At 69.3% G+C, this 20,641-nt stretch carries 18 protein-coding genes; 10 read left to right on the top strand and 8 right to left on the bottom strand.

The genetic code is table 11. The annotated features are described in order from the left end of the window. Positions 1-3: 3 nt before the first annotated feature. From ACW5E8_RS03890 to ACW5E8_RS03870, 5 genes are all read right to left on the bottom strand, one after another. Positions 4-1,269: a PQQ-dependent sugar dehydrogenase gene (locus ACW5E8_RS03890; protein ID WP_456964170.1), complete on the bottom strand. Its 1,266-nt coding sequence runs from the start codon at positions 1,267-1,269 to the stop codon at positions 4-6. 68 nt (positions 1,270-1,337) lie between these two features. Next, positions 1,338-2,372 (bottom strand): hypothetical protein, encoded by a 1,035-nt coding sequence (locus ACW5E8_RS03885; RefSeq protein WP_456964169.1) that lies wholly within the window; start codon positions 2,370-2,372, stop codon positions 1,338-1,340. Positions 2,373-2,375: 3 nt separating this feature from the next. After that, the gene (nadE, locus tag ACW5E8_RS03880; RefSeq protein WP_456964168.1) at positions 2,376-3,362 is read right to left on the bottom strand and encodes an NAD(+) synthase; all 987 of its coding nucleotides are present in this window, start codon (positions 3,360-3,362) and stop codon (positions 2,376-2,378) included. Continuing rightward, on the bottom strand, positions 3,362-4,861 hold the full coding sequence (locus tag ACW5E8_RS03875) for a class I adenylate-forming enzyme family protein (protein WP_456964167.1): 1,500 nt from the start codon (positions 4,859-4,861) through the stop codon (positions 3,362-3,364). The genes nadE and ACW5E8_RS03875 overlap by 1 nt, the downstream gene beginning before the upstream one ends. A 10-nt stretch (positions 4,862-4,871) precedes the next feature. Further along, entirely contained in the window at positions 4,872-5,348 is a 477-nt protein-coding gene (locus ACW5E8_RS03870; RefSeq protein ID WP_456964166.1) for an acyl carrier protein, read from the bottom strand. Here ACW5E8_RS03870 and ACW5E8_RS03865 point away from each other — a divergent pair. Continuing rightward, a complete protein-coding gene (locus ACW5E8_RS03865) occupies positions 5,292-6,404 on the top strand; it encodes a PQQ-dependent sugar dehydrogenase (protein ID WP_456964165.1) in 1,113 nt (370 codons plus the stop codon). The two genes, ACW5E8_RS03870 and ACW5E8_RS03865, sit on opposite strands and share 57 nt — an antisense overlap. Before the next feature lie 52 nt (positions 6,405-6,456). Here the strand turns inward: ACW5E8_RS03865 and asnB are convergent, their stop codons facing one another. From asnB to ACW5E8_RS03850, 3 genes are read right to left on the bottom strand one after another with little or no spacing between them, the layout of a single operon-like run. Next, a complete protein-coding gene (asnB, locus tag ACW5E8_RS03860) occupies positions 6,457-8,394 on the bottom strand; it encodes an asparagine synthase (glutamine-hydrolyzing) (RefSeq protein WP_456964164.1) in 1,938 nt (645 codons plus the stop codon). A 47-nt stretch (positions 8,395-8,441) separates the two neighbouring features. Further along, complete coding sequence (locus ACW5E8_RS03855) at positions 8,442-9,053, bottom strand: class I SAM-dependent methyltransferase (protein ID WP_456964163.1); 612 nt, start codon at positions 9,051-9,053, stop codon at positions 8,442-8,444. A gap of 5 nt (positions 9,054-9,058) precedes the next feature. Beyond that, the gene (locus ACW5E8_RS03850; protein ID WP_456964162.1) at positions 9,059-9,772 is read right to left on the bottom strand and encodes a J domain-containing protein; all 714 of its coding nucleotides are present in this window, start codon (positions 9,770-9,772) and stop codon (positions 9,059-9,061) included. A 259-nt stretch (positions 9,773-10,031) separates the two neighbouring features. Here ACW5E8_RS03850 and ACW5E8_RS03845 point away from each other — a divergent pair, with 259 nt between their 5' ends. From ACW5E8_RS03845 to ACW5E8_RS03805, 9 genes are read left to right on the top strand one after another with little or no spacing between them, the layout of a single operon-like run. Next, a complete protein-coding gene (locus ACW5E8_RS03845; protein ID WP_456964161.1) occupies positions 10,032-11,126 on the top strand; it encodes a polysaccharide deacetylase family protein in 1,095 nt (364 codons plus the stop codon). Next, a complete protein-coding gene (locus ACW5E8_RS03840) occupies positions 11,126-12,400 on the top strand; it encodes an O-antigen ligase family protein (protein ID WP_456964160.1) in 1,275 nt (424 codons plus the stop codon). Before ACW5E8_RS03845 ends, ACW5E8_RS03840 begins: the two co-directional genes overlap by 1 nt. After that, positions 12,397-13,947, top strand: coding sequence for an oligosaccharide flippase family protein (locus tag ACW5E8_RS03835; RefSeq protein ID WP_456964159.1), 1,551 nt, complete (start codon positions 12,397-12,399; stop codon positions 13,945-13,947). Before ACW5E8_RS03840 ends, ACW5E8_RS03835 begins: the two co-directional genes overlap by 4 nt. Beyond that, positions 13,944-15,299 (top strand): phenylacetate--CoA ligase family protein, encoded by a 1,356-nt coding sequence (locus tag ACW5E8_RS03830; RefSeq protein ID WP_456964158.1) that lies wholly within the window; start codon positions 13,944-13,946, stop codon positions 15,297-15,299. Before ACW5E8_RS03835 ends, ACW5E8_RS03830 begins: the two co-directional genes overlap by 4 nt. Further along, a complete protein-coding gene (locus ACW5E8_RS03825; RefSeq protein ID WP_456964157.1) occupies positions 15,296-16,405 on the top strand; it encodes a glycosyltransferase in 1,110 nt (369 codons plus the stop codon). Before ACW5E8_RS03830 ends, ACW5E8_RS03825 begins: the two co-directional genes overlap by 4 nt. After that, positions 16,402-17,562: a glycosyltransferase family 4 protein gene (locus tag ACW5E8_RS03820; RefSeq protein WP_456964156.1), complete on the top strand. Its 1,161-nt coding sequence runs from the start codon at positions 16,402-16,404 to the stop codon at positions 17,560-17,562. Before ACW5E8_RS03825 ends, ACW5E8_RS03820 begins: the two co-directional genes overlap by 4 nt. Before the next feature lie 8 nt (positions 17,563-17,570). Further along, positions 17,571-18,212: a polysaccharide deacetylase family protein gene (locus tag ACW5E8_RS03815; protein ID WP_456964155.1), complete on the top strand. Its 642-nt coding sequence runs from the start codon at positions 17,571-17,573 to the stop codon at positions 18,210-18,212. Continuing rightward, positions 18,209-19,405, top strand: coding sequence for a glycosyltransferase family 4 protein (locus ACW5E8_RS03810; RefSeq protein WP_456964154.1), 1,197 nt, complete (start codon positions 18,209-18,211; stop codon positions 19,403-19,405). The genes ACW5E8_RS03815 and ACW5E8_RS03810 overlap by 4 nt, the downstream gene beginning before the upstream one ends. 5 nt (positions 19,406-19,410) lie before the next feature. Further along, the gene (locus ACW5E8_RS03805; RefSeq protein WP_456964153.1) at positions 19,411-20,622 is read left to right on the top strand and encodes a hypothetical protein; all 1,212 of its coding nucleotides are present in this window, start codon (positions 19,411-19,413) and stop codon (positions 20,620-20,622) included. The last annotated feature ends 19 nt before the right edge of the window (positions 20,623-20,641 follow it).

Here is a 20,641-nt window from a genome sequence, read left to right as displayed (position 1 = left end):
CGTTCAGTCCGCGCCGCGGATGCGGTACAACCCCCCGTTCTCGTGGTTGACGAACCACACCTCGTTGTCCTCGCCCTCGCCAAACGACGCCACGGTGCCGTAACCGGGCGCGATGCCGCTGGCGATGGATTCAACCTCGAGCGTGCCGCCCTCGGACATCCTGCCGACCAGGAGTTCGCTCGAGCACGAATCCGAGAACACGTACGCCCCCTTGAGACCCGGAAGCGCGCCGCGGTACACGAGGCCGCCCGTGACCGCACAGCGGTCGTTGACGCCGCGATCGTAGTCGTACACCGGCGCGATGGTCCCTGTTTTCTCCGGACAGTCGGATGCGCCCGTTGAGGGATAGGCATGACTGCCCTGGCACGCGGGATAGCCCAGGTTCCCGCCGGCGGCCGCGGGGACCAGGCTGATCTCTTCGCGATCCTTGCCGACATCGCCGATCCACAGGTTGCCGTTGGATGCGTCTATGCCGAAGCGCCACGGGTTGCGCAGGCCATGGACCAGGATTTCCCCGCACTCGCCCCGCTGTCCGGCAAACGGATTGTCAGCGGGCACCGCATAAGGCGCGCGGCCCTTCTCGCCGCAGGCGTTCCCTGCCCCGGCAGCGCCATCGCGCACGTCGATCCGCAGGATCTTGCCGAGCAGGTTGTCGGTCTTCGATGCGTGGACATGATCCGCCGGTTCGCCGGTACCGGCGCCGATCGCCCAGTACAGCATGCCGTCGGGGCCAAAGTGGATGTCGCCGCCATTGTGGTTGCCGACCAGCCCCCCCACCCGCATCAGCAGATGCTCCTTGCCGTCGAAGCGGTTGGCGGACGGATCGGATGCCTGCAGCCTGTGCAGCACCAGGCCGTAGCGTTCACCCTCGATCGCGCCGCTGTAGGCGATGTACATCCGGCCGTTATCGCGGAACGCCGGATCGAAGGCGAGCCCGAGCAGCCCCTCCTCGATGTCTTCGGTTCTCACGGCACGCGTGTAGTACGGATCCGGCAGGAGAGTGCCGTCGCGGTCGAGCACGCGGATGCGGCCTTCGCGCTCGAGCACGAACATGCGCCCGCTGCCGTCGCGCGGGCTGGCCACCGCAGTGGGAAACCGCAGGCCTTCCCTGACGACCTGTTCGATCCGGATGCCGCCTCCACCGCCACCGACTGTGGCCCCGATGGCCGCGTGGCCCGTGGCCGTTACGGTCGTCGGCGGCGGGGCGGATTCGGCGCAGCCGGGCGACAGCGCGGTGAACACAAGCAAGGCGGCAAGTCTCGCGTCCATGGGTCCTCTCCGTGCGGCACTGCGGATAGCCGCTCCATCATTGCATCATGTGGGTGCCAACCTGGCCGCTACTCGTCTTCGTCGGCCGCGGTCAGCCACAGCTGGTCCGCCGTGACCGTCTCCAGCGACGCTCCGGACGGGCGCCAGAACACCGGTCGCGCCTCGCGTGCGGCAAACCCCTCCGCATGCCAGCCGCCGCCGGCGGCCGCGGCACCGAGCTCGATCGAAACCGACGCGTGGCCCGCCGTGCGTGCGCTGCGCAGCAGCGTTGCGACTTCCGCCGTGGACGGGCCGGCCACGCCGCGGCGCGACCAGAAGTCCTGCACATACAGGACGTTCCCGCGCGACTCGCAGGCGAACCAGGCCAATACAGCTCCATCGGCATCGCGCAACACCAGATAACGCACATCGATCAAGGGCGACTGGTCGAAACGCCAGCTCAGGAACGTCAGGTCGCGTATCGCCACCGGACCGTCGCCGGCATGGTCGGGAGACCACAGCGCGGCCAGCTCGGCGTCCGCACGCTCCTGCCACTGCGCGCGCAACCCTGCGCCACGCGCCCGCAAGCGCAGGCGATCGAAGGCATCCAGCATCCATCCCACGGGCGCAGCAAGCAGCGCCGGCACCCGCCGGCGCGCATAGTCGCCATGGCGCAGCATGCGCGCGTGCCGCACCAGTTTGCAAAGCGGTATATAGCCGACGCGCTTGAACACGGCGGCAGCCTTGGGATTGGGGAATCCATAGAGCAGCTCGAAGCGCTTCGCGCCCGCCTCCATCAGCGCCATCTGCAGCGACAGTGCCGGCCACAGGGAACGGTGCGCGGGCAGCACGGTGAGGTCGACCAACACGCCCGCGCGCACCTCGCGGCCGCCCAGCAGCAGGTGTCTCGGCGCGGCGCTGGCAACGCCGACCCATGCGCCGCTCTGCTCGTGGCGCAGCAAGAGCGTCAAGGGCGCGCCGTAGGGACAATGGCGATAGAACCAGTCGTACTTGCGTGCCATCCGCGCCTCGTCGCCGAGGTTGCCGCGCCACAGGCCGAGGATGAGCTCGCGATCGCGCTCGACGTCGGCTTCGTGGACGCTGTAGGCAGGCTCCGTGGCCATGCATCAGTGCCCGTGGGGTTCGGGCACCGGGTCGACCAGCACCGGTGGCCGGTGCAGGTACGCGGTGGTCCGGCGCTTGGCGCGGATATCGTCGTAGATCGCCTGCGCCTGCGCTTCGCCCAGGCCAAGCGCCTCAGCGAGTTCCGCCGCGGGGCGGTCGTGGTTGAGCGCCCACAGCGCTAGGTCCATCTGCGCATAGGGCAGCGCGAAGTAAAACTCGTCCTGCCCCTGCGCCAGCGAGTAGGTATCGGTGGTGGGCGTGGCCGAGGTCACGCGCTCCGGCAGGCCGAGGAACCGTGCCATGCCATACACCTGGCTTTTGTAGAGGTGCGCGATCGGCTTGACGTCGGCCGCACCGTCGCCATTCTTGACGAAGAACCCCTGGTCGTACTCGAGCCGGTTGGGCGTACCGGTCACCGCGTAGTTGAGCCGGTCGGCATGGAAGTACTCGAGGGTCTTGCGGATGCGCTGCTTGAAGTTGGTGGCGGCCACGATGGTCAGGTAGGCATCGAGCGGCAGGTCCTGCTCGTGGCGAGTGCCGGCCGGATCCTCGGCGACGATGCGGAAGCGGTTGATGAGGCCCTGCGTGCCTCCGGCGATGGCGATCTTGAACTTCCATCCCTCGCCATAGGCCGGCAGCACCGCGCGCACGGCGGCGTCGCGCGCTTCGTAGCAGCCGATCGCGGCCAGCGCCGGCGCGATGTCATGGGTCTGCACCCGCACGCCGAGGTGCTGCGCCAGCAGGTTCGCGCGCACGGCACTGTCATCGCTGGAATCGCGCTCGGGCAGGATCAGGCAGAAGACCCGCTCGGGCCCGAGCGCACGCACCGCCAGCGCCGCGCAGGTGGTGCTGTCGATGCCGCCGGAGATGGCCACCACCAGTCCCCGCCGGTGCAGGTCGCGCGCGACGATGTGGCGCAGGCGCTGCGCGATGCGATCGGCCTCGGTCGCGTAGTCGAGGTCCAGCACGGTCGAATCAAGCGTGGTCATCATGTTCCCTGTGTCAATGCCGTGCGCCGGATCTTTCCGGACGCGGTCTTCGGCAGCTCCGCCACGAAGGCGACCTGCCTGGGGATCTTGTAGCCTGCCAGCCGCTTCCGGCAGTGCGCCTTGACCGCCATCTCGTTGGGCGCATCCCCGTCCCTGACGAGGAACGCGGCGACCACCTGGCCCAGCAGCGCATCGTCGAGCCCGGTGACCGCCACCTCGCGCACGCCCGGGAGTTCGGCGATCACCTCCTCCACGTCTTGCGGATGCACGCGGTGGGCACCGGTCTTGATCATGTCGCTGCGGCGGCCGGCAAGCCAGAGGAAGCCCTCGGCATCGAGGTGCCCGAGGTCGCCGGTGCGCAGCCAGCCGTCGACCAGGACGGCGGCGCTTGCCTCGGGGGCGTTCCAGTAGCCGGTCATGACGTTGTCGCCGCGGGCCCAGACCTCGCCGCCTTCGCCCGACGCGGCGTCGCTGCCATCCTCGCGCCGGACCCGGATTTCGACGCCGGCGATCGGCGTGCCAACGGAGCCCAGCTTGTCATCCAGCCGCTCGGGCGCGAGCCGGGTCAACCGCGCACTGGCCTCGGTCTGCCCATACATCACGAACAGCCGCGCCTGCGGGAAGGCCGCACGCACCTGCCGGGTGAGAGCCGGCGCCATGGCGCCTCCGGCCTGGGTCAGGTAGCGCAGCGACGACAGGTCATGCTCATCCATGCGGCCGCGATCGAGCAGCAGCGCGAACGTCGAGGGCACGCCGGCGAAGCCGGTGGCACGTTCGCGCGCGAGCGCTTCGACGATGAGATGCGGGAACACGAGGTTGTCCTCGAGCACCACCCTGGCGCCGACCGCGAGGTGCGTATGCAGCACCGACGCGCCATAGGCGTAATGGAACGGCAGCGCGCTGACCGTGCTGTCGTGCGCGGCCAGCTGCAGGTAGTCGATGATCGCGGCCGTGTTGGCGGCGAGGTTGCGATGGCTCAGCGCCACGCCCTTGGGTGCGCCGCTGGTGCCGGAGGTGTAGAGGATCGCAGCAAGCATGTCGGCGTCGGGCATGGGGACATCCACGCCCGCGCCGCTTTCCGCGGCGGCAAACGCGTCGGCCGCCGGCGCCGCAGCCGACGCGGGGACCAGCGTGGCGACGCCGGCGTCGCGCGCCGCGTGCTCCGCGTCGGCATGTCCCTGTGCGTGCACCAGCAGTTCCGCGCCGCTGTGCCGGAGCCAGGACGCGAAGTCGCGTTCGCGCGCCTGGAGGTTCAGGGGCACGACCGCTGCGCCCGCGCGCCAGATGCCGTACCACGCAATGACGGCCTCGATCCCGTTGGGGAGGGCCAGCGCGACGCGATCACCCGGCCGCACGCCACGCGCGCGCAGCGCACCGGCGAACCGCAGCGCCTTGGCGTGCAGCTCGCGGTAGTCGATCCGGCGCGGGCCGTGCTGGATCGCCGTGCGCGCCGGCATTGCCGCCGCGGTGTCCTCCAGGCGTGCGACCAGGACCTGCATCGTGGCCCGCTCAGGCAGCCAACTGGCCGTCGAGATAGCGATCGATGGCCCCGAGGCTGTCGAAGTTGGACGGAGTCATGTCCTCCGGAGGAACCCGCACCGGCCAGCTCTCCTCGATGAAGCCGATCAGCTCGAGGATGCCGGTGGAGTCGACGATGCCCTCCCGGATCAGGGAGGTATCATCGCTGAACGCGGATTCGTCGTCGGTGAAAAGGAAATTACCGAGGATGAACTGCTTGATCTTTTGCCGCCGGCCCATGTGTATCGATTCCCTCGTTCGAGCAGATTGATGAAGCTTCCAGATCCGCGCGCCAAGCATCTTGGCTCCACGCGCGCCCTGCGTGCCGGCATCGCCGTCGGAGGCGCTTGCCTCCTGCTTGCTCTTGCCGCATGTGGAATTGAACGGGATCCGCAGAGTGGTGAGGACATCGTGTCCGCGCCGCGCAGCCTCGGCGATGCGAAAACCGAGGTCCTGGAAGGCGAGCACGGCAGCTTTTCCGTGCGCGTGCTGGCCGAAGGTTTCGTGCATCCGTGGTCGCTTGCCTTCCTGCCCGATGGCGACATGCTGGTGACCGAACGCCCCGGCCGGCTGCGCCGGATCAGCCCGGACGGCGTGATCTCCGCCCCGCTGGCGGGCGTGCCCGGCGTGTTCCTGCAGGGCCAGAGCGGCCTGCTCGACGTGGTGCCCTCGCCCGGCTTTGCCGAGGACCGCCTCGTCTACCTGAGCTACGGGGAGCCGAACTGGCGCGGCAACAAGGGCGGCACCACGGTCGCGCGCGGGCGGCTTGGCGAGCGCGGACTCGAGGGCCTGGACGTCGTGTTCCGGCAGGAACCGAAGCTGTCGAGCGGAAGCCACCTGGGCTCGCGGATCGTGTTCGACGACCAGGGTTTCATGTACGTCGGCACCGGCGACCATCGCTCCAGCAGCACCGCGCAGCTGCTTGACCACCTGCAGGGCAAGGTGGTGCGGCTGCGCCCGGACGGCGGCATCCCGGACGACAACCCCTTCGCCGGGCAGCCAGGCGCGCGGCCGGAAATCTGGAGCTACGGCCACCGCAACATCCAGGGCATGGCCCTGCACCCGGTCACGCGCGCGCTGTGGATCCACGAGCACGGCCCCATGGGCGGCGACGAGATCAACGTTCCGCTGCCGGGCCACAACTACGGCTGGCCGCTGGCGACCCATGGCCTCGACTATTCGGGCCAACCGGTGGACGGGGCGATCGGCGCCACCGCCGAAGGCACCGAGCCGCCACTTCACTACTGGCAGGTCTCGCCGGCGATCAGCGGCATGGCGTTCTACAGCGGTGACGCGTTCCCGCAGTGGCAGGGCAACCTCTTCGTCGGCGCGCTGGCCGGACAGGCGCTGATCCGCCTGGAGCTCGACGGCGACCGCGTGGTGCACGAGGAACGCCTGCTGCAGGGCCGCCACCGCATCCGCGACGTGCGCACCGGGCCGGACGGCTTCATCTACCTGCTGACCGACGGCACCGACGGCAAGCTGCTGCGGCTGGAGCCCGTCGAGCCTTTCCCGATTTTGTAGGAGCGGCTATAGCCGCGATGGCCGGCAGTCCCGATCGCAGCTGTAGCTGCTCCTACACGGCTCGCGGGCAGTTGCGCAGCAACAGCAGCGTCGACAGCACGCCGACGAAGGCCTGGTTGTCGGCGAACCCCACGACCTTGCCCGCGCGCGCCTTGGCGAACAGCCGCGTAGTCGCCTTGACGTCGAACAGGCCGCTGGAGCGCAGGTTGTCCTCGGCGAACAGGTCCGCCACGTAGTCCAGCGGCTTTCCATCGACGAAGAAGCTGGCGCTGTCCGGCGCGCGGTAGGGCTGCTTGGTGCGCCGCGCGATGTCGTCGGGCAGCAGGTCCGCGAGCGCAAGGCGCAGGATGTGCTTCTCCGTCAGGCCACGGATCTTCCACGAAGGCGGCAGCGTGTTGGCGAACTCGATCAGGGTGTGGTCCAGATAGGGATAGCGTCCCTCGATGGAACCGGCCATGGCGGCCCGATCACCCTGCGCGGCAAGCAGGTAGCCAGCCATCAGTGTCTTGGCTTCGACGTACTGGTCGCGCGCCAGCGGCGACCAGTCGAGGATGTTCGCCGGCAGGCGCGACTCGGCGAACGCCAGCGCGTCCCAGCCCGCGGCCTGCGCGCGCAGCTCCGGCGACAGGAAGGCGAAGGCGCGCTGCGACGTGGTCCAGCGCGGCACGTGCGCAAAAATCGCGCGGTCGATGTGCTCCCTGCCCTGGCCGAAGAACGAGGCGGCGAACGCCGGATTCGCCGCCGGCGAGTTCTCCAGGTAGCCATACAGCCGCGACAGCAGCTTCGGGCGCAGCGTCGAGTCCGGCTGGCGCGCCCAGAAGCGCCGGACCTTGGCTTCCTTGAACAGGTCGTAGCCGCCGAATACCTCGTCGGCACCCTCGCCGGTCAGGACCACGGTGTAGCCGTGGGCGCGCACGGAATCGGCCAGCAGCATCAGTGGCACGGCCGCAGTGCGCAGCACGGGCGTCTCCGCGTGCGCGACCAGGCGGGGGAAGGCCTCGCCGATGTCCCTGGTCGAGATGCGCAGCATGGAGTGGTCGGTGCCCAGGTGCCGGACCATGGCCAGCTGGTGCTCGCTCTCGTCGAACTCCGGCTGGTCGAACGCGACCGAGAAGGTGCGCACCGGGGTTGTCGTGAAGCCCCGGGCCAGCGCGACGATGCCCGAGGAGTCCAGTCCACCGCTGAGGTAAGCCCCGACCGGCACGTCGGAGCGCAGCTGCAGCCGCACCGCGTCGATGAGCCGTTCGCGCAGCTCGCCAGCCGCCTGCTCCACGCTGACGAAGCGTTCCGGCCGCGTGGCAGATGCATCCGGGAAGGTCCAGTCCCAATAGCGGCTCAGGGTTTCGCGACCGTCGGACTCGACGGCCAGCACGTGGCCGGGCGGCAGGCTCTGGACGTCCTCCCATGCGGTATCGGGATCCAGCGGCGCCCAATATGTAAACGCCTGCAGCAGTCCGCGCACCGACAGCCGCGCGCGCTCCGGCACGGCCGCGAACAGGGCCTTCGCCTCCGACGCGAACCACAGTGCGCCATCCGCCCTGGTCCAGTACAGCGGCCGGATGCCCGCACGATCGCGCGCCAGCACCAGCCGCCGGCGCGCGCCATCCCACAGTGCGATCGCGAACTGGCCGTTGAGGTGTTCCACGAAGCGGTCACCGTAGCGGTCGTACAGGTGCACGATCACCTCGGTGTCCGAGCGCGTGTAGAACACGTGCCCGCGGGCCTCGAGGTCGGCCCGCAGCTCGACGTAATTGAATATCTCGCCGTTGAAGACCGTCCACACCGTGCGCGCCGGGTTGTGGATCGGCTGGTCGCCGGTGGCCAGGTCGATGATCGACAGACGCGCATGCGCAAGGCCCACGCCGGGCGCGACATGGAAGCCGTAGCCGTCCGGCCCCCGGTGCGCGAGGGTGTGGATCATCCGCTGCAGCAACTCGCGTTCGTCGCCGCCCCGCACCGGTTGGCCCAGGTAACCCGCCAGCCCGCACATGCGTCAGCCCCTCCTGCGCGCGAGGCCCGCGCGTGGCAACGGAGCAGTCATTCCGGGTTTCGCCACCAGCACACCAGCCAGGTCTCGCCGCGGTGCTGCACCCAGTCCTTGTGCAGCCCCGGAATCTCTTCCAGGTGCGGGCCGACACGCGCCAGCGCGGGGGCGAAGAAGGTGACCAGGCAAGCGCGGCCAAGGTGGTTCATGCGCGCCAGCGTCGCCGGGATGTCCTTGATGTAGTACAGCACTTCGCAGGCGACCACGAGGTCGAAGCGCCCCGGCTGTTCGCCCCAGGGCTGGTGGTGGATGTCGGCCACCGCGAACTGCGCGTCCGGGGCGCGCACGCGCGCGCGCTCGATCGCGATCGGGCTGACGTCGATGCCGTGCACCTCGTCGGCCAGTTCGCGCAGGGCCAGCGTCTGGTGGCCCTCGCCGCAGCCCACTTCCAGCAGCGTCCGCACGCGTCCGAACGTGCGCATGGCCAGGGCATTGGTCGCGGCGAACCGCGCCTGCTCCAACTCGGATTCCATGCCCCAGGGATCGCCGAGCCGGTAGGCCAGGTCGAGGCGCCCGTAATCGTCGGCGCCACCGACGCCGCGCATCGCGTATTTCATCCACGTGCGGCGGACGGCCTTCCTCAGCTTCGCGTTGAACCGGTTCATGTGACTCACCACTGGCTGCTCGACGCGCCGACGACCTGCGGGCAACGGCGCGTGCCGGCGTTCGTCCCCGAGGCCGTCGCGTCGGAGGGGCGGGACCGGGACGCTTTCAGCGGACGCAGCGGCGAACTGTACCAGTCAACGACCTCCGCACATTCGAAGCGCACCCACGACGACCCGTAGTGCCAGTGGGTGTCTCCGAGTTCGCGGCTGACCGGATCGCCCAGGATCGCGACCACGTCATGCGCGGGCATTCCCAGTCGCAAGGCCATGGCCGTGGGGTGCGTCATTTTCCGTTTGTCTACGGCAACACCATCAGGAAATCCCGGCAGTGGAGCGTCGGTGCGCGAAAGCCACCAGACGAGCAACGCCGCCAGCAACAAGATGCCGTACACGACCATCCTCGGCGGCCTGCGCGTCTCCGGCTCCGGCTGCACCACATCCTCTTCCATCCATTGCTGCGGCCCGACAGGATCGCGGCGGCGCTGCGTTGAAGGCGCCGGCGGCGCACCGGGCAGGCGCCCGTAATGGCGATGGAAATCGAGTGCGGCGGCGTAGCCGTGGTTCAGGGCCTTGAGTTCGTCCTCGCCCGAATCACCGCTTCTATCGGGATGCAGGTCGGCAACCCTGCGCCTGTAGGCCAGCCTCAGACCGTCCAGCGAGCAGTCGGGTCCGATGCCCAGCTCGCGGTACAGGACGATGAAGTCTGTCTGGTCGGTCATCGCATGGCTCAAGGGGCGATTGATTCTTGGCAGCGTACGCGAAAGCAGCCGCCTGCCGGCCACCCGGCACCACGTCGCGCGATGGCGGCACTTCCGCCGACAGCCTATATTCCCACGCAGCGTTCGCGCCACGACGGCGGGGGAACGGACGCTCGCACGATGATCCGGATCCTGTCCGCAATCGCCACCAGAGGGAGCCACGTGCGCCGCGCCCGGCGCGGGCAGCGGCTTGCCAGCGTCCGGGTTCGCCCGTCGACCCATGTCGAGTGATCCCGCCACCGCCGCGGTACCCGATCCGCACGCGGCAACGGGCCAACGCCAGCGGCTTGCGGCCCGCGTCCGCGCCTGGCGGCTGCTGCCCGCCCTGCAGACGGTGCGCCGCCTGTTCCGGCGTGACCTGCGGGTGCTTGCCTACCATCGTGTCCGCGACATCGACCACGGCTTCGCATTCGACCCCGCCCTGGTCAGCGCATCGCCAGTCGACTTCCGCAAGCAGATGCGGCACGTGCGCGACCGGTTCCACCCGGTCACCTGCCGCGACGTGGTCGCCGCGCTCGACGGTGGTCCGGCACTGCCGCGCGATGCGGTGCTGGTGACGTTCGACGACGGCTACGACGACAACCATGCGATCGCCTTCCCGATCCTGCGCGAACTCGGCGTCCCCGCGACGTTCTTCGTCGCCACCGGCCACATCGACACCGGCCTGCCCTACGCCTATGACTGGCTGGCGCACCTGGTGGTGACGATGGAGGCCGACCGGCTGCGCCTGCCGGGACTGGGAATCGATCTTCCGCTGCCGCCGGACCTCGACGCGCGGCGCGCGGCCGCCGGCACGCTGCTCGACCGGCTGAAGTATCTCGACGATGCCGGCCAGCAGGCCGTGATCGGCGGGCTCGAGCGCGACTGCGGTCGTCCGCGGACATCCGGGCACCTCGACTGCCGCCCGATGACCTGGGACCAGCTGCGCGAAATGCAGGCGGGCGGCATGGAGATCGGTGGCCACGGCGTGCACCACCGCATGCTCGCGAAGCTGCCCGACGCAGCGCTGCGCGACGAGGTGGCCGAATGCCAGGCCCGGCTGACCGCCGAGCTGGGCGTGCCTGCGATCGCGATTTCCTATCCGGTCGGCGGTCCCGACACCTTCGATGCGCGGGTCATCGACGCGGTCCGCGCGCAGGGGTTCCGGGTCGCCTTCAGCTACGTCAACGGCGTCAGCGTGCCGCAGGCCGGCAACCGCTACCAGCTGCTGCGCACGGCCGTGGAAACCCATATCGACCCGGCCTGGTTCGAAGGCATTCTCGCCGCGCCAGAGCTGTTTTCGCATTCGTCCAAGCTGAGGAAGTACCCGAGGTGATGCTGTTCCTGTTGACCTGGCTTGGCCTGGTGCTGATCCGCCCCCAAGAGTACCCCGCGCTGGTCGATCTCGGGATCCCGATCCTGCCGATCGCGATGCTGGGCGCGCTCGGCACCTGGGTGATCAGCAACGAGCGGAGGAGGTTCAACCAGCCGACCTACCTGCTGTTCGCGGCGTTCATCGTCGTGGCCCTGTTCACGGTGGTTGTCAATGGCTGGGCCGGCGGCGCCGTGGTCCGCTTCTTCCAGTTCCTACCGACCCTGCTTGCCCTGGTGCTGATAGCGCAGGCCAGCTACCTGCAGAAGAACTGCTTCCGGATCATGTGGGTCATCGCGCTGTGCGCGGTCGTGTTGACGATCCACGGCATCGAACAGGTGAAGCTCGGCCAGGGGTGGACCGGCATGCCGACCGTGCAGGACGGGCGCATCCAGTACGTCGGCATCTTCAGCGATCCCAACGACCTGGCCATGTTGTTCATCATCGCAATCCCGATGGCGCTGCTGATGGCCGGTCGCGGCGGGGCACTCGGAATGCGACGCCTGTTCTGGTGGTCGGTGGCGCTGCTGCTGCTGTACGGCGTGTACCTCACCGACTCGCGCGGCTCGTTCCTCGCCGTGATGGCCATGGCGGGCGTGTGGCTGTGGCTGCGTCGCGGCCTGGTCGTCGCCGGCACCCTGGGTGCGGCGGGCATGGCGGGCCTGATGATGCTGCCCACCCGCATGCAGGAACTCGACGCCGGGGAATCGTCCGCCTACGGCCGCATCGAAAGCTGGTACGACGGCATCCAGATGTTCACCGCCAACCCGCTGTTTGGCGTCGGCGTCGGCAACTTCACCGAGCACACCTTGCTGACGGCGCACAACTCGTTCGTGCTGGTGCTCGCTGAAACCGGGATCATCGGCTACACGATCTGGCTGGCGATGGTGGGCTACTGCTTCCTGATGCCGGTCATGGTGCTGCGGCTGCCCGCGACCATGGCCGATCCCGAACACCAGCGCCTGTGGACGGAAGAGCGGCGCATGGCGATGACGATGCTGATCGCAATGGTCGGCTTCTTCGCCTGCGCCTTCTTCCTGAGCCGCAGCTACGTGATCCTGCTCTACATCCTGCTGGGCCTGGTGACGGGCTGGTATGGCGGCGCGCAGGAGCGCTGGGCCGGCCTGCCGGTCTTCGACGTGAAACGCGACTGGGTGAAGTGGTGCGTGTTGTCGGTTGCCAGCGCGGTCGCACTGTGGGTGCTGGTCAAGGTCCTGTTCGTCATGGCGGCGTCATGAGCACGCGCAGCCAGGTCATCCGCAACACCCTGTATTCGTCGGTAGGCATCTATACCGAGTACTTCCTCGGCATGCTGACATCGATCATCATCGCGCGGCACCTGGGGCCCGCGGACTTCGGCGCCTACAGCCTGGTGATCTGGCTGGTGGCCACCGGCGTGGTGGTCACCAACTCGGGGGTGTCCAGCGCGGTCATCAAGTTCGTCGCCGAGTTGCGCGGCGCCGGCCGCGATGGAGAGATCCGCGCACTGCTGTCTTGGGCCAGGCGCGTGCAGGCGGGCTTCCTGGCGGTGGTGCTGGTGACCGGAGCGGCGCTGTTCATGCTGCAGGGCCAGCGGCTGATGCCCGGCTTCAGCCATGGCGTGCTGCTCGCGATCCTGCTCGCAACGACCGTGTTGCGCGCGATGTACATGTTCAACATCAGCACCGCGAAGGGTTACGAGAACTTCCGCGTAACCGCCGCGATCGCGGTCATCGTGGCGCCGCTCAACCTGCTGATGATCCTCGTGGTCTGGTGGCTGGACGGACCGATGGAATGGTTTCTGGGGTCGTTCACCGCGTCGAGCTTCCTGTTCTGGTGGATCTCGCGCCGACAGGTCGCGCCCCTGCTCCCGCCTCCCGGGGCGCGGGAGCCGCTCGACGCAGCGACCCGCAAGCGCTTGCGGAGCTACACGTCGCTGGTCGCGGTCACCGTGGCGGTCAGTTTCATCACCGCCAGCGAAGTCGAAGTCCTGTTCCTGACCCTGTTCGATTCCACGGCCTCGGCCGGCCAGTTCAAGGTCGCGTTCCAGCTGTCGAACGGCGCGCTGCTGCTGGTCCCCGGCGTGTTCGGCGCGCTGCTGCTGCCGATGATGGCCAAGGCCTTGGCCCAGGGTCGCGAGATCGCGGGCCGGCGCCTGTCGATGTCGACCACCTACCTCACTGCGCTGGCGGCGCCGCTGGTCGCCTACGGCATGGTCTTCGCGCACGAGATCATCGGCCTGCTGTACGGCCCCGCGTTCTCGCCCGCCGCCCCCATGTTCGCCGTCTGCCTCCTCGGAGGCGCGGTGGGCGTGGTGTGCCAGGGCGCGTCCAGCTACCTCCTGGGCGCGGACCGGCAACGCACGCTCATGATCGCCGTCATCGCCTGTTCGATGGTCAAGGTCGGGCTCGACGTGGCCCTGATCCGCCAGTTCGGCCTGGCGGGCGCGGTGGCCGCCTTCGCCGCGACCAGCACGCTGATGGGCGCGCTGCTGGTCATCCTTGCGCTGCGTTACAGCGGCGCAACCCTGCAATGGGGGCGCATCGCACGGGTCGTGGCCGCGGCCGCGATCGCGGGCGGCGCGGCCTGGACCCTACGGGGCCACCTTGCGGACCTGCCTACGCTGTTGATCGGCGGCGCTATGGTTTCCGCGCTGTACGCAGCCGGGACCGTATTGCTCGGTTTCTGGAGCGCGGCGGACCTGCATCATTTCCAACACCTGCACGCGCGCCTGGGCAAGGGCCGGCCGGCGTTCGTCGGCCGCCTCCTGGGCTGGGCCGTGCGCCGCGCGGAGACCGCCGCATGAGCCTTTACGAACACGCGTTCCGCCATGCCCTCCTTCCCTCGTACGAGGCGGTGCGGGGACGCCACACGCTGCGCTACCTGGGCGAGTACGAGGCCAACCAGTGGCGCTCCCCGGAAGAGATCGCGGCCATCCAGTGGACCAAGCTCAAGGCACTGGTCGCGCACTGCTGGGACGACGTGCCCTTCTACCGCGAGCGCTGGCGCGCGGAGGGGTTCGAGCCGGGCGACCTCGGGTCGATGGATGATTTCGCACGCCTGCCGGTGCTCACCAAGGCCGACATCCGCACCCACAACGACGACCTGAAGGCGCGCCGGTTCCGCGATGGTCTGCTGTACAAGGCCACCGGCGGCTCCACCGGCGAGCCGCTGCGCTTTGGCTTCACCCGCGAAAGCAACGACCGCCGCACCGCGGTGATGTGGCGCGGCTATCGATGGGCAGGCGCGCGGATGGGCCGGCGCACGCTTTACCTGTGGGGCGGCGCGGTCGGCGATCCAGGCCGTGCCACGCAGCTGAAGGAACGGCTGTACCACGCCGCCTTCCATCGCCGCATGCTCAACAGCTTCCTGATGCGCGAGGACAACATGGCGGCCTATGCGGACGCGATCGCGGCCTGGCGACCGGACGTGATCGTGGCCTATGTCGATCCGATTTTCCGTCTTTCAAAGTGGCTGCTTGCGCAGGGCCGCAGCATCCCGGGGGTGGTTTCGGTGCTGGGCGCCGCGGAGGCGCTGCACGACTACCAGCGACAGGTCATCGAAGCCGCGTTTCCAGGCGCGAAGGCCTACAACACCTACGGGTGCCGGGAATTCATGCTGATCGCCTGCGAAGCGGAGGATCGCGACGGGCTGCTGGTCAACGCCGACCACCTGGTGGTCGAGCTGGTGAACGCGGCACGGGGCGACGACGGCAACGAGACCGGGGAACTCGCCATTACCGACCTGCACAACATGGGCATGCCCTTCATCCGCTACGTCAACGGCGACATCGCCAGCCGCAAGGATCCCTGGCACGCGACCGGACGGCGCGGACTGCCGCGCCTGAGCCGGATCGACGGACGGCGCCTGGATGCCATCCGCACCACCGACGGCCGCGTGCTGCCGGGCGAATTCTTTCCGCACATGCTCAAGGATGTCGCCGGCGTGCGCCGCTTCCAGGTCGTGCAGGAAAGCCTCGAGCGCTTCACGCTCAGCGTGGTGCCCGGCCCCGAATTCGGCGCGGAGCAGGAAGCCTATGTGAGGCGCGAGGTCTCGAAGGTGCTTGGCAACGATGCCAGCCTCGACCTCCAGCGCGTCGACGACATCCCGCTCACCGCCACCGGCAAGTTCCGCGTGACCGTGTCGAGGCTGCCGTGAGGATCAGCCATATCGTCGACAACCTGAATCGCGGTGGCCTCGAGCGCGTCGTCATCGATCTCGCGCGCTCGCAGGCGGCCGCGGGGCATGACTGTCAGGTCGTCTGCCTGTTCGAGGCGGGTTCGCTGGCAGGGGAACTCGCCCCGCACGGCATACCGGTGATCGCATGCGGAAAGCGCAAGGGCGCCGACCCGCGCGCACTCTGGCGACTGCGGCGGGCACTGGCGTCGCAGCGCACCGAAGTCCTGCACAGCCACAACGGTGTCCCGCACTACTACGCGATGGTCGCCGCGCTCGGCCTCGGCCTGCACCGTGTGGTGAACACGCGCCACGGCATGGGCGATGCCAGCGCGGCCAGTCGCAGGGAGTGGCTGTTCCGGCAGTCGATGCGCAGGACCGACGTCGCGGTCGCGGTGTCGCATGCGGCCGGGCAGCGGCTTGCCGACAATGGTCTGGTCCCGCCGCACAAGCTGCACGTGTTGCCCAACGGCATCCACGCCCACGCCTTCCACGAGCGCGATGCCGGGCTGCGCGCGCAGCTGGCCGCACGCCTGGGGCTGGCCCCCGACACGCAGCTGGTGGGCTTCGTGGGCCGCCTCAACTGGGCCAAGGACCTGGGGACCATGGTCGCCGCCTTCGCCCAGGTCCATGCCAGGCACCGCGACGTGGCCCTGGTGCTGGTCGGGGAAGGCGACGACCGGGCCCTCGTGGAAGCCGCGATCGCCCAGGCCGGCATCGGCGACCGCGTCTTCCTGCTGGGCGACCGCAACGACGTGCCCGAACTGCTTCCGGCGTTTTCGATGTTCGCGATGTCGTCGATCTCGGAGGGCTACTCGATCGCGCTGCTTGAAGCCTGTGCCTGCGCGCTGCCCATCGTGGCGACGCGGGTCGGGGGCAACGGCGAGATCGTCACCGACGGCGTCAACGGCCTGCTCGTGCCCGCACGCGACCCGGGAGCGCTGGCCAACGCGATCGACAGCCTCCTGGGCGATCCGGAGCGCGCCGCGGAGATGGGCCGCGCGGGCCGCGACTGGCTGCTGTCGAATGCGACCTTCGACGTGATGGCGTCGCGCTACCTCGATGTGTACGCGAACGGGCGCGCATGAAGATCCTTGCGCTGACCAACCTGTTCCCCAGCGCGTGGGATCCGCTGCGCGCCAGCTTCAACCGCCAGCAGTTCGACAGGCTTGCCCGGTTGCACAGCCTCGAGGTCATGGTCGCGGTCGACTTCCGCGAGCGCCGACGGGGTCCGCGCGGCGTGGCGCCCGTGCTGGAGCACGCGCGGACCTCGGACTTCACGTTCTGGTATCCGCCGCGCATCGGCCGCTGCCTGCACGGGATGGCCTGGTATGCCTCGCTGATGGCGCAGCATGGCGCAAGGCTGCGACGCGAGCGCTACGACCTGCTCTTCGCCAGCTGGGGCTACCCCGACGCGGTGGGCACGGCGCGGCTGGCCGGGACGCTGGGGCTGCCGTACGTCGTGAAGGTGCATGGCAGCGACCTCAACGTGCAGGCCAACTATCGCCTGCGTCGGCCGCAGATCGCAGCTGCGCTGCGTGGCGCGCGGGCGGTGGTGACGGTCAGCAGCGCGCTTGCCGACAAGGCGCGCGCCCTGGGCGCCGCGAAGGATCGCGTCCACCTGCTCTACAACGGCGTCGACGGTGCGTGCTTCCGCCCCGGGGACCAGGCCACGGCACGCGATGCGCTGGGCCTCCAGTCCGACGCGCGGCTCGTCCTCTACGTCGGCAACCTCAAGCAGAGCAAGGGCTGCCTCGACCTGCTCGAAGCGTTCCCCGCGGTCCTTGCGCGGCACCCCCGGGCGCGACTCGCCTTCGTCGGGAGCGGTCCGGCCGGCCCGGTGCTCGAACGGCGCGCGCGCCAGCTTGGCGTCGCCGACCGGGTGCAGCTTGCGGGCGCACGCCCGCACGAAGAGCTGCCGGCCTGGATGCAGGCGGCGGACCTGCTCAGCCTGCCCAGCCACAACGAAGGCGTGCCCAACGTCGTGCTTGAAGCGATGGCCTGCGGCCTGCCCGTGGTCGCGAGCGACGTGGGTGGCATCCCGGAAGTGCTGCCCGCGCATGCCGGCGTGCTGGTGCCCGCGCACGACCCGGCGGCACTCGCCCTTGCCCTCGCCGATGCGCTGCAGCGCGACTGGCAGCGCGACGCGATCATCGAACATGCCGGCACGTTCCGCTGGGACGACAATGTCCAACGCCTCGACCGCATCCTGCGCGATGCGGCCAGCGCCCCCCTCCCCGGATGAGCCCACCCGTGCAGCCCCGATCCCGCAAGACACGCCTGCTCGGCCTCCTGCCCGCGCGCCTGGTGACCACGCGCGCGCCGGCCCGTGGCAGGACGCTCCACCTGACCTTCGACGACGGCCCGCATCCGGAGTTCACACCGCCCGTGCTCGACCTGCTCAAGGCACACGGCGCGACCGCAACCTTCTTCCTGATCGGCGAACGCATCGACCGGCATCCCGAGCTCGTGCGCCGGATCCTCGACGAGGGCCACGCCCTGGGCAACCACTCCTGGAGCCACCCGCGGATGGGCGAGCTGCAGCTGTCCGCCCAGATCGACGAGATCGCACGCACCGACGCCGCACTGTCCGCATTCGACGGTCGTCCGACGCATCCTTTCCGCCCCCCCTGCGGCGCGCTGCCGGCGAACCTGCTGCTCCACTTCGCCCGCGTCGGCCGCACCATCGCGTTCTGGTCCTACGACAGCCTCGACTACCGGCTGCTGCCAGCGCCGACCCTGCTGGCGCAGATCCGCAGCGATCCGCCACGGCCGGGCGACACCGTGCTGATGCATGACGACACCGCCGCGACGGTGGAGCTGCTGGCCGATCTCCTGCCACAGTGGCACGCAGACGGTTTCGCGGTCCGCGCCATGCCGGAGGGCCGCGGATGAAGGTCCTCTACCACCACCGCACCCAGGGCCGGCGGGTCGAAGGCGTCCACATCCGCGGCGTGGCCAACGCGCTGCGCGAGCTGGGCTGCGAGGTCAGCGTGCTGTCGTTCCCCGGTGCCGATCCGGAGGTCGCGCCGGGAAGCGAAACGGTTCCAGCCACGGCGGCCGGAGCCACCGCGGCGCCGGCAGAGGACAAGGGCCGCCTCGCCGGCCTGGTCAGCCGCCTTCCGGGCGTGCTGTTCGAGTTCGCCGAGCTCGGCTACAACCTCGTCACCTGGTGGCGCATCCGCAGGGAGGTTTCGCGTGATCCGCCCGACTTCATCTACGAGCGCTACTCCCTGTTCCTCTTCATGACGGTGTGGATCGCGCGACGGCGCGGCATCCCGGTCATCCTCGAGATCAATGACTCGGCCGTGGTCCAGCGCCTGCGTCCGCTATGGCTGAAGCCGCTGGCCCGGCGCATCGAAGCCTGGTGCATGACCCGCGCCACGGGCATCGTCTTCATCTCCACCTATTTCAAGGATCTGCTCACCACGCAATACGGGCAGCTGCCGCCGTCGGTGGTGTCGCCCAACGCGGTCGATGCCCGTTTCGACCCTGCGTGCCACGACCGCGACGCGCTGCGCCGCCGGCACGGCCTCGAGGATCGCGTCGTCTGCGGCCACATGGGCGTGTTCGCCCGCTGGCACGGCGTGCCGGCGTTCGTCGAGGCGATCATCGACCGGCTGCACGAGGCGCCCGCGCTGACCCTGCTCATCATCGGCGACGGCGCCGACCTGCCGGCCGTGCGCCGCGAAGTGGAAGCACGCGGACTCGGCGACCGCGTTCGCCTGCCCGGCCGTGTGCCGCACCACCAGATCCCCGAATGGATTGCCTGCATGGACTACGCCTTCCTGCCCGACTCCAACGAGTACGGATCGCCGATGAAGCTGTTCGAACTGATGGCGATGGGCGTGGCCGTGGTCGCGCCCGACTACGAGCCCATCGGCGAAGTCATCGACTCCGGCGCAACCGGCTGGCTGTTTCCCCGCAAGGACGTGCAGGCCTGCGTCGACCAGGTAATCGATCTGTGCGACCGCGCGGACGAACGGTGGCGCGTGGGCGCAGCGGCGCGCGCCTATATCGAGCATGAGCGACGTTGGCGCAACAACGCCACGCAGCTGTTGTCGCTGGTACCGGGAGCCGGACGGTGATGGACATGACCCCGTTGTCCTGGATGGCCGCGGCGTTGCTTGCCACCGTGCTGGTCGCTGTCCTGGTGGCCGGGCTGGTGGTGGCGCGCTTCATCCGCGCGCGCAACATGCAGATCTGGCTGCCGGCCTATCTGCGCCGCAGGGCGCGGCCAGCGCACGCCGGCCCGACCCACGTGATGTTCTGCTTCGTCGACCATTACGAACCGATGCACGGCAATCCCGACCTCGAGACCCAGCGCGCGCGGGTCGACCGCTGGTGCCGCGACTACCGCACGCTCGCCGACCGCCACCGCGACGCCGATGGCCGCCCTCCGCAGCACGGCTTCTTCTACCCGGAAGAGGAGTACCTCGAGGAACACCTGGCCAAGCTGGAAGCGCTGTGCCGCGACGGCTATGGCGAGCTCGAGGTGCACCTGCACCACGACAACGACACCGAAGCCAACTTCCGCGAGTCGATCACGCGCTTCAAGCAGCTCCTGCACGATCGCCACGGTGCCCTGCCCCGGCATCCCGGCACCGGTGAACTCATGTTCGGGTTCATCCACGGCAACTGGTGCCTGGACAACTCGCGCCCCGACGGCCGCTGGTGCGGGATCGACAACGAACTGATCCTGCTGCGCGAGCTGGGCTGCTACGCCGACTTCACCATGCCCTCGGCGCCCAGCGACACGCAGACCAGCACGATCAACTCGATCTACTACGCCACCGACGATCCGCTGCGGCCGAAGTCGCACGATCGTGGCGTGCCCGTGCGCGCCGGAGGAACCCCCTCGGGCGACCTGCTGTTGGTGCAGGGCCCGGTCGGACTGAACTGGCGCGACCGCCGGCACGGCGTCGTGCCGCGGGTCGAGAACGCGGACATCCGCGCCAACTACCCGCCCACGCCGGCGCGCGTCGACGGTTGGGTCGAGACCGGCATCCACGTCGAAGGCCGTCCCGAGTGGATCTTCATCAAGATCCACACCCATGGCGCGCCCGAGAAAGAGGCGGACGTCGTGCTCGGTCCGGCGGTGGACGCGATGTTCAGCCACCTCGGGAAGCACTACAACGACGGTGAACGTTTCGTCCTGCACTACGTCAACGCCCGCGAGGTGTTCAATATCGTCAAGGCGGCGGAAGCCGGCCATGGCGGCAACCCGAACGATTGGCGCGACTTCATCCTGCCGCCTCCGCCCAACCGGCGCGTGTCCGCGGCGGCCGGTCCGGACGCCCCATGAGCACGCGCCCGTCCTCGTT

The organism is Luteimonas sp. A649, assembly GCF_054072735.1.
The sequence above is the reverse complement of the archived record's forward strand: the minus strand, read 5'-3'. Positions and strand labels throughout refer to the sequence as shown.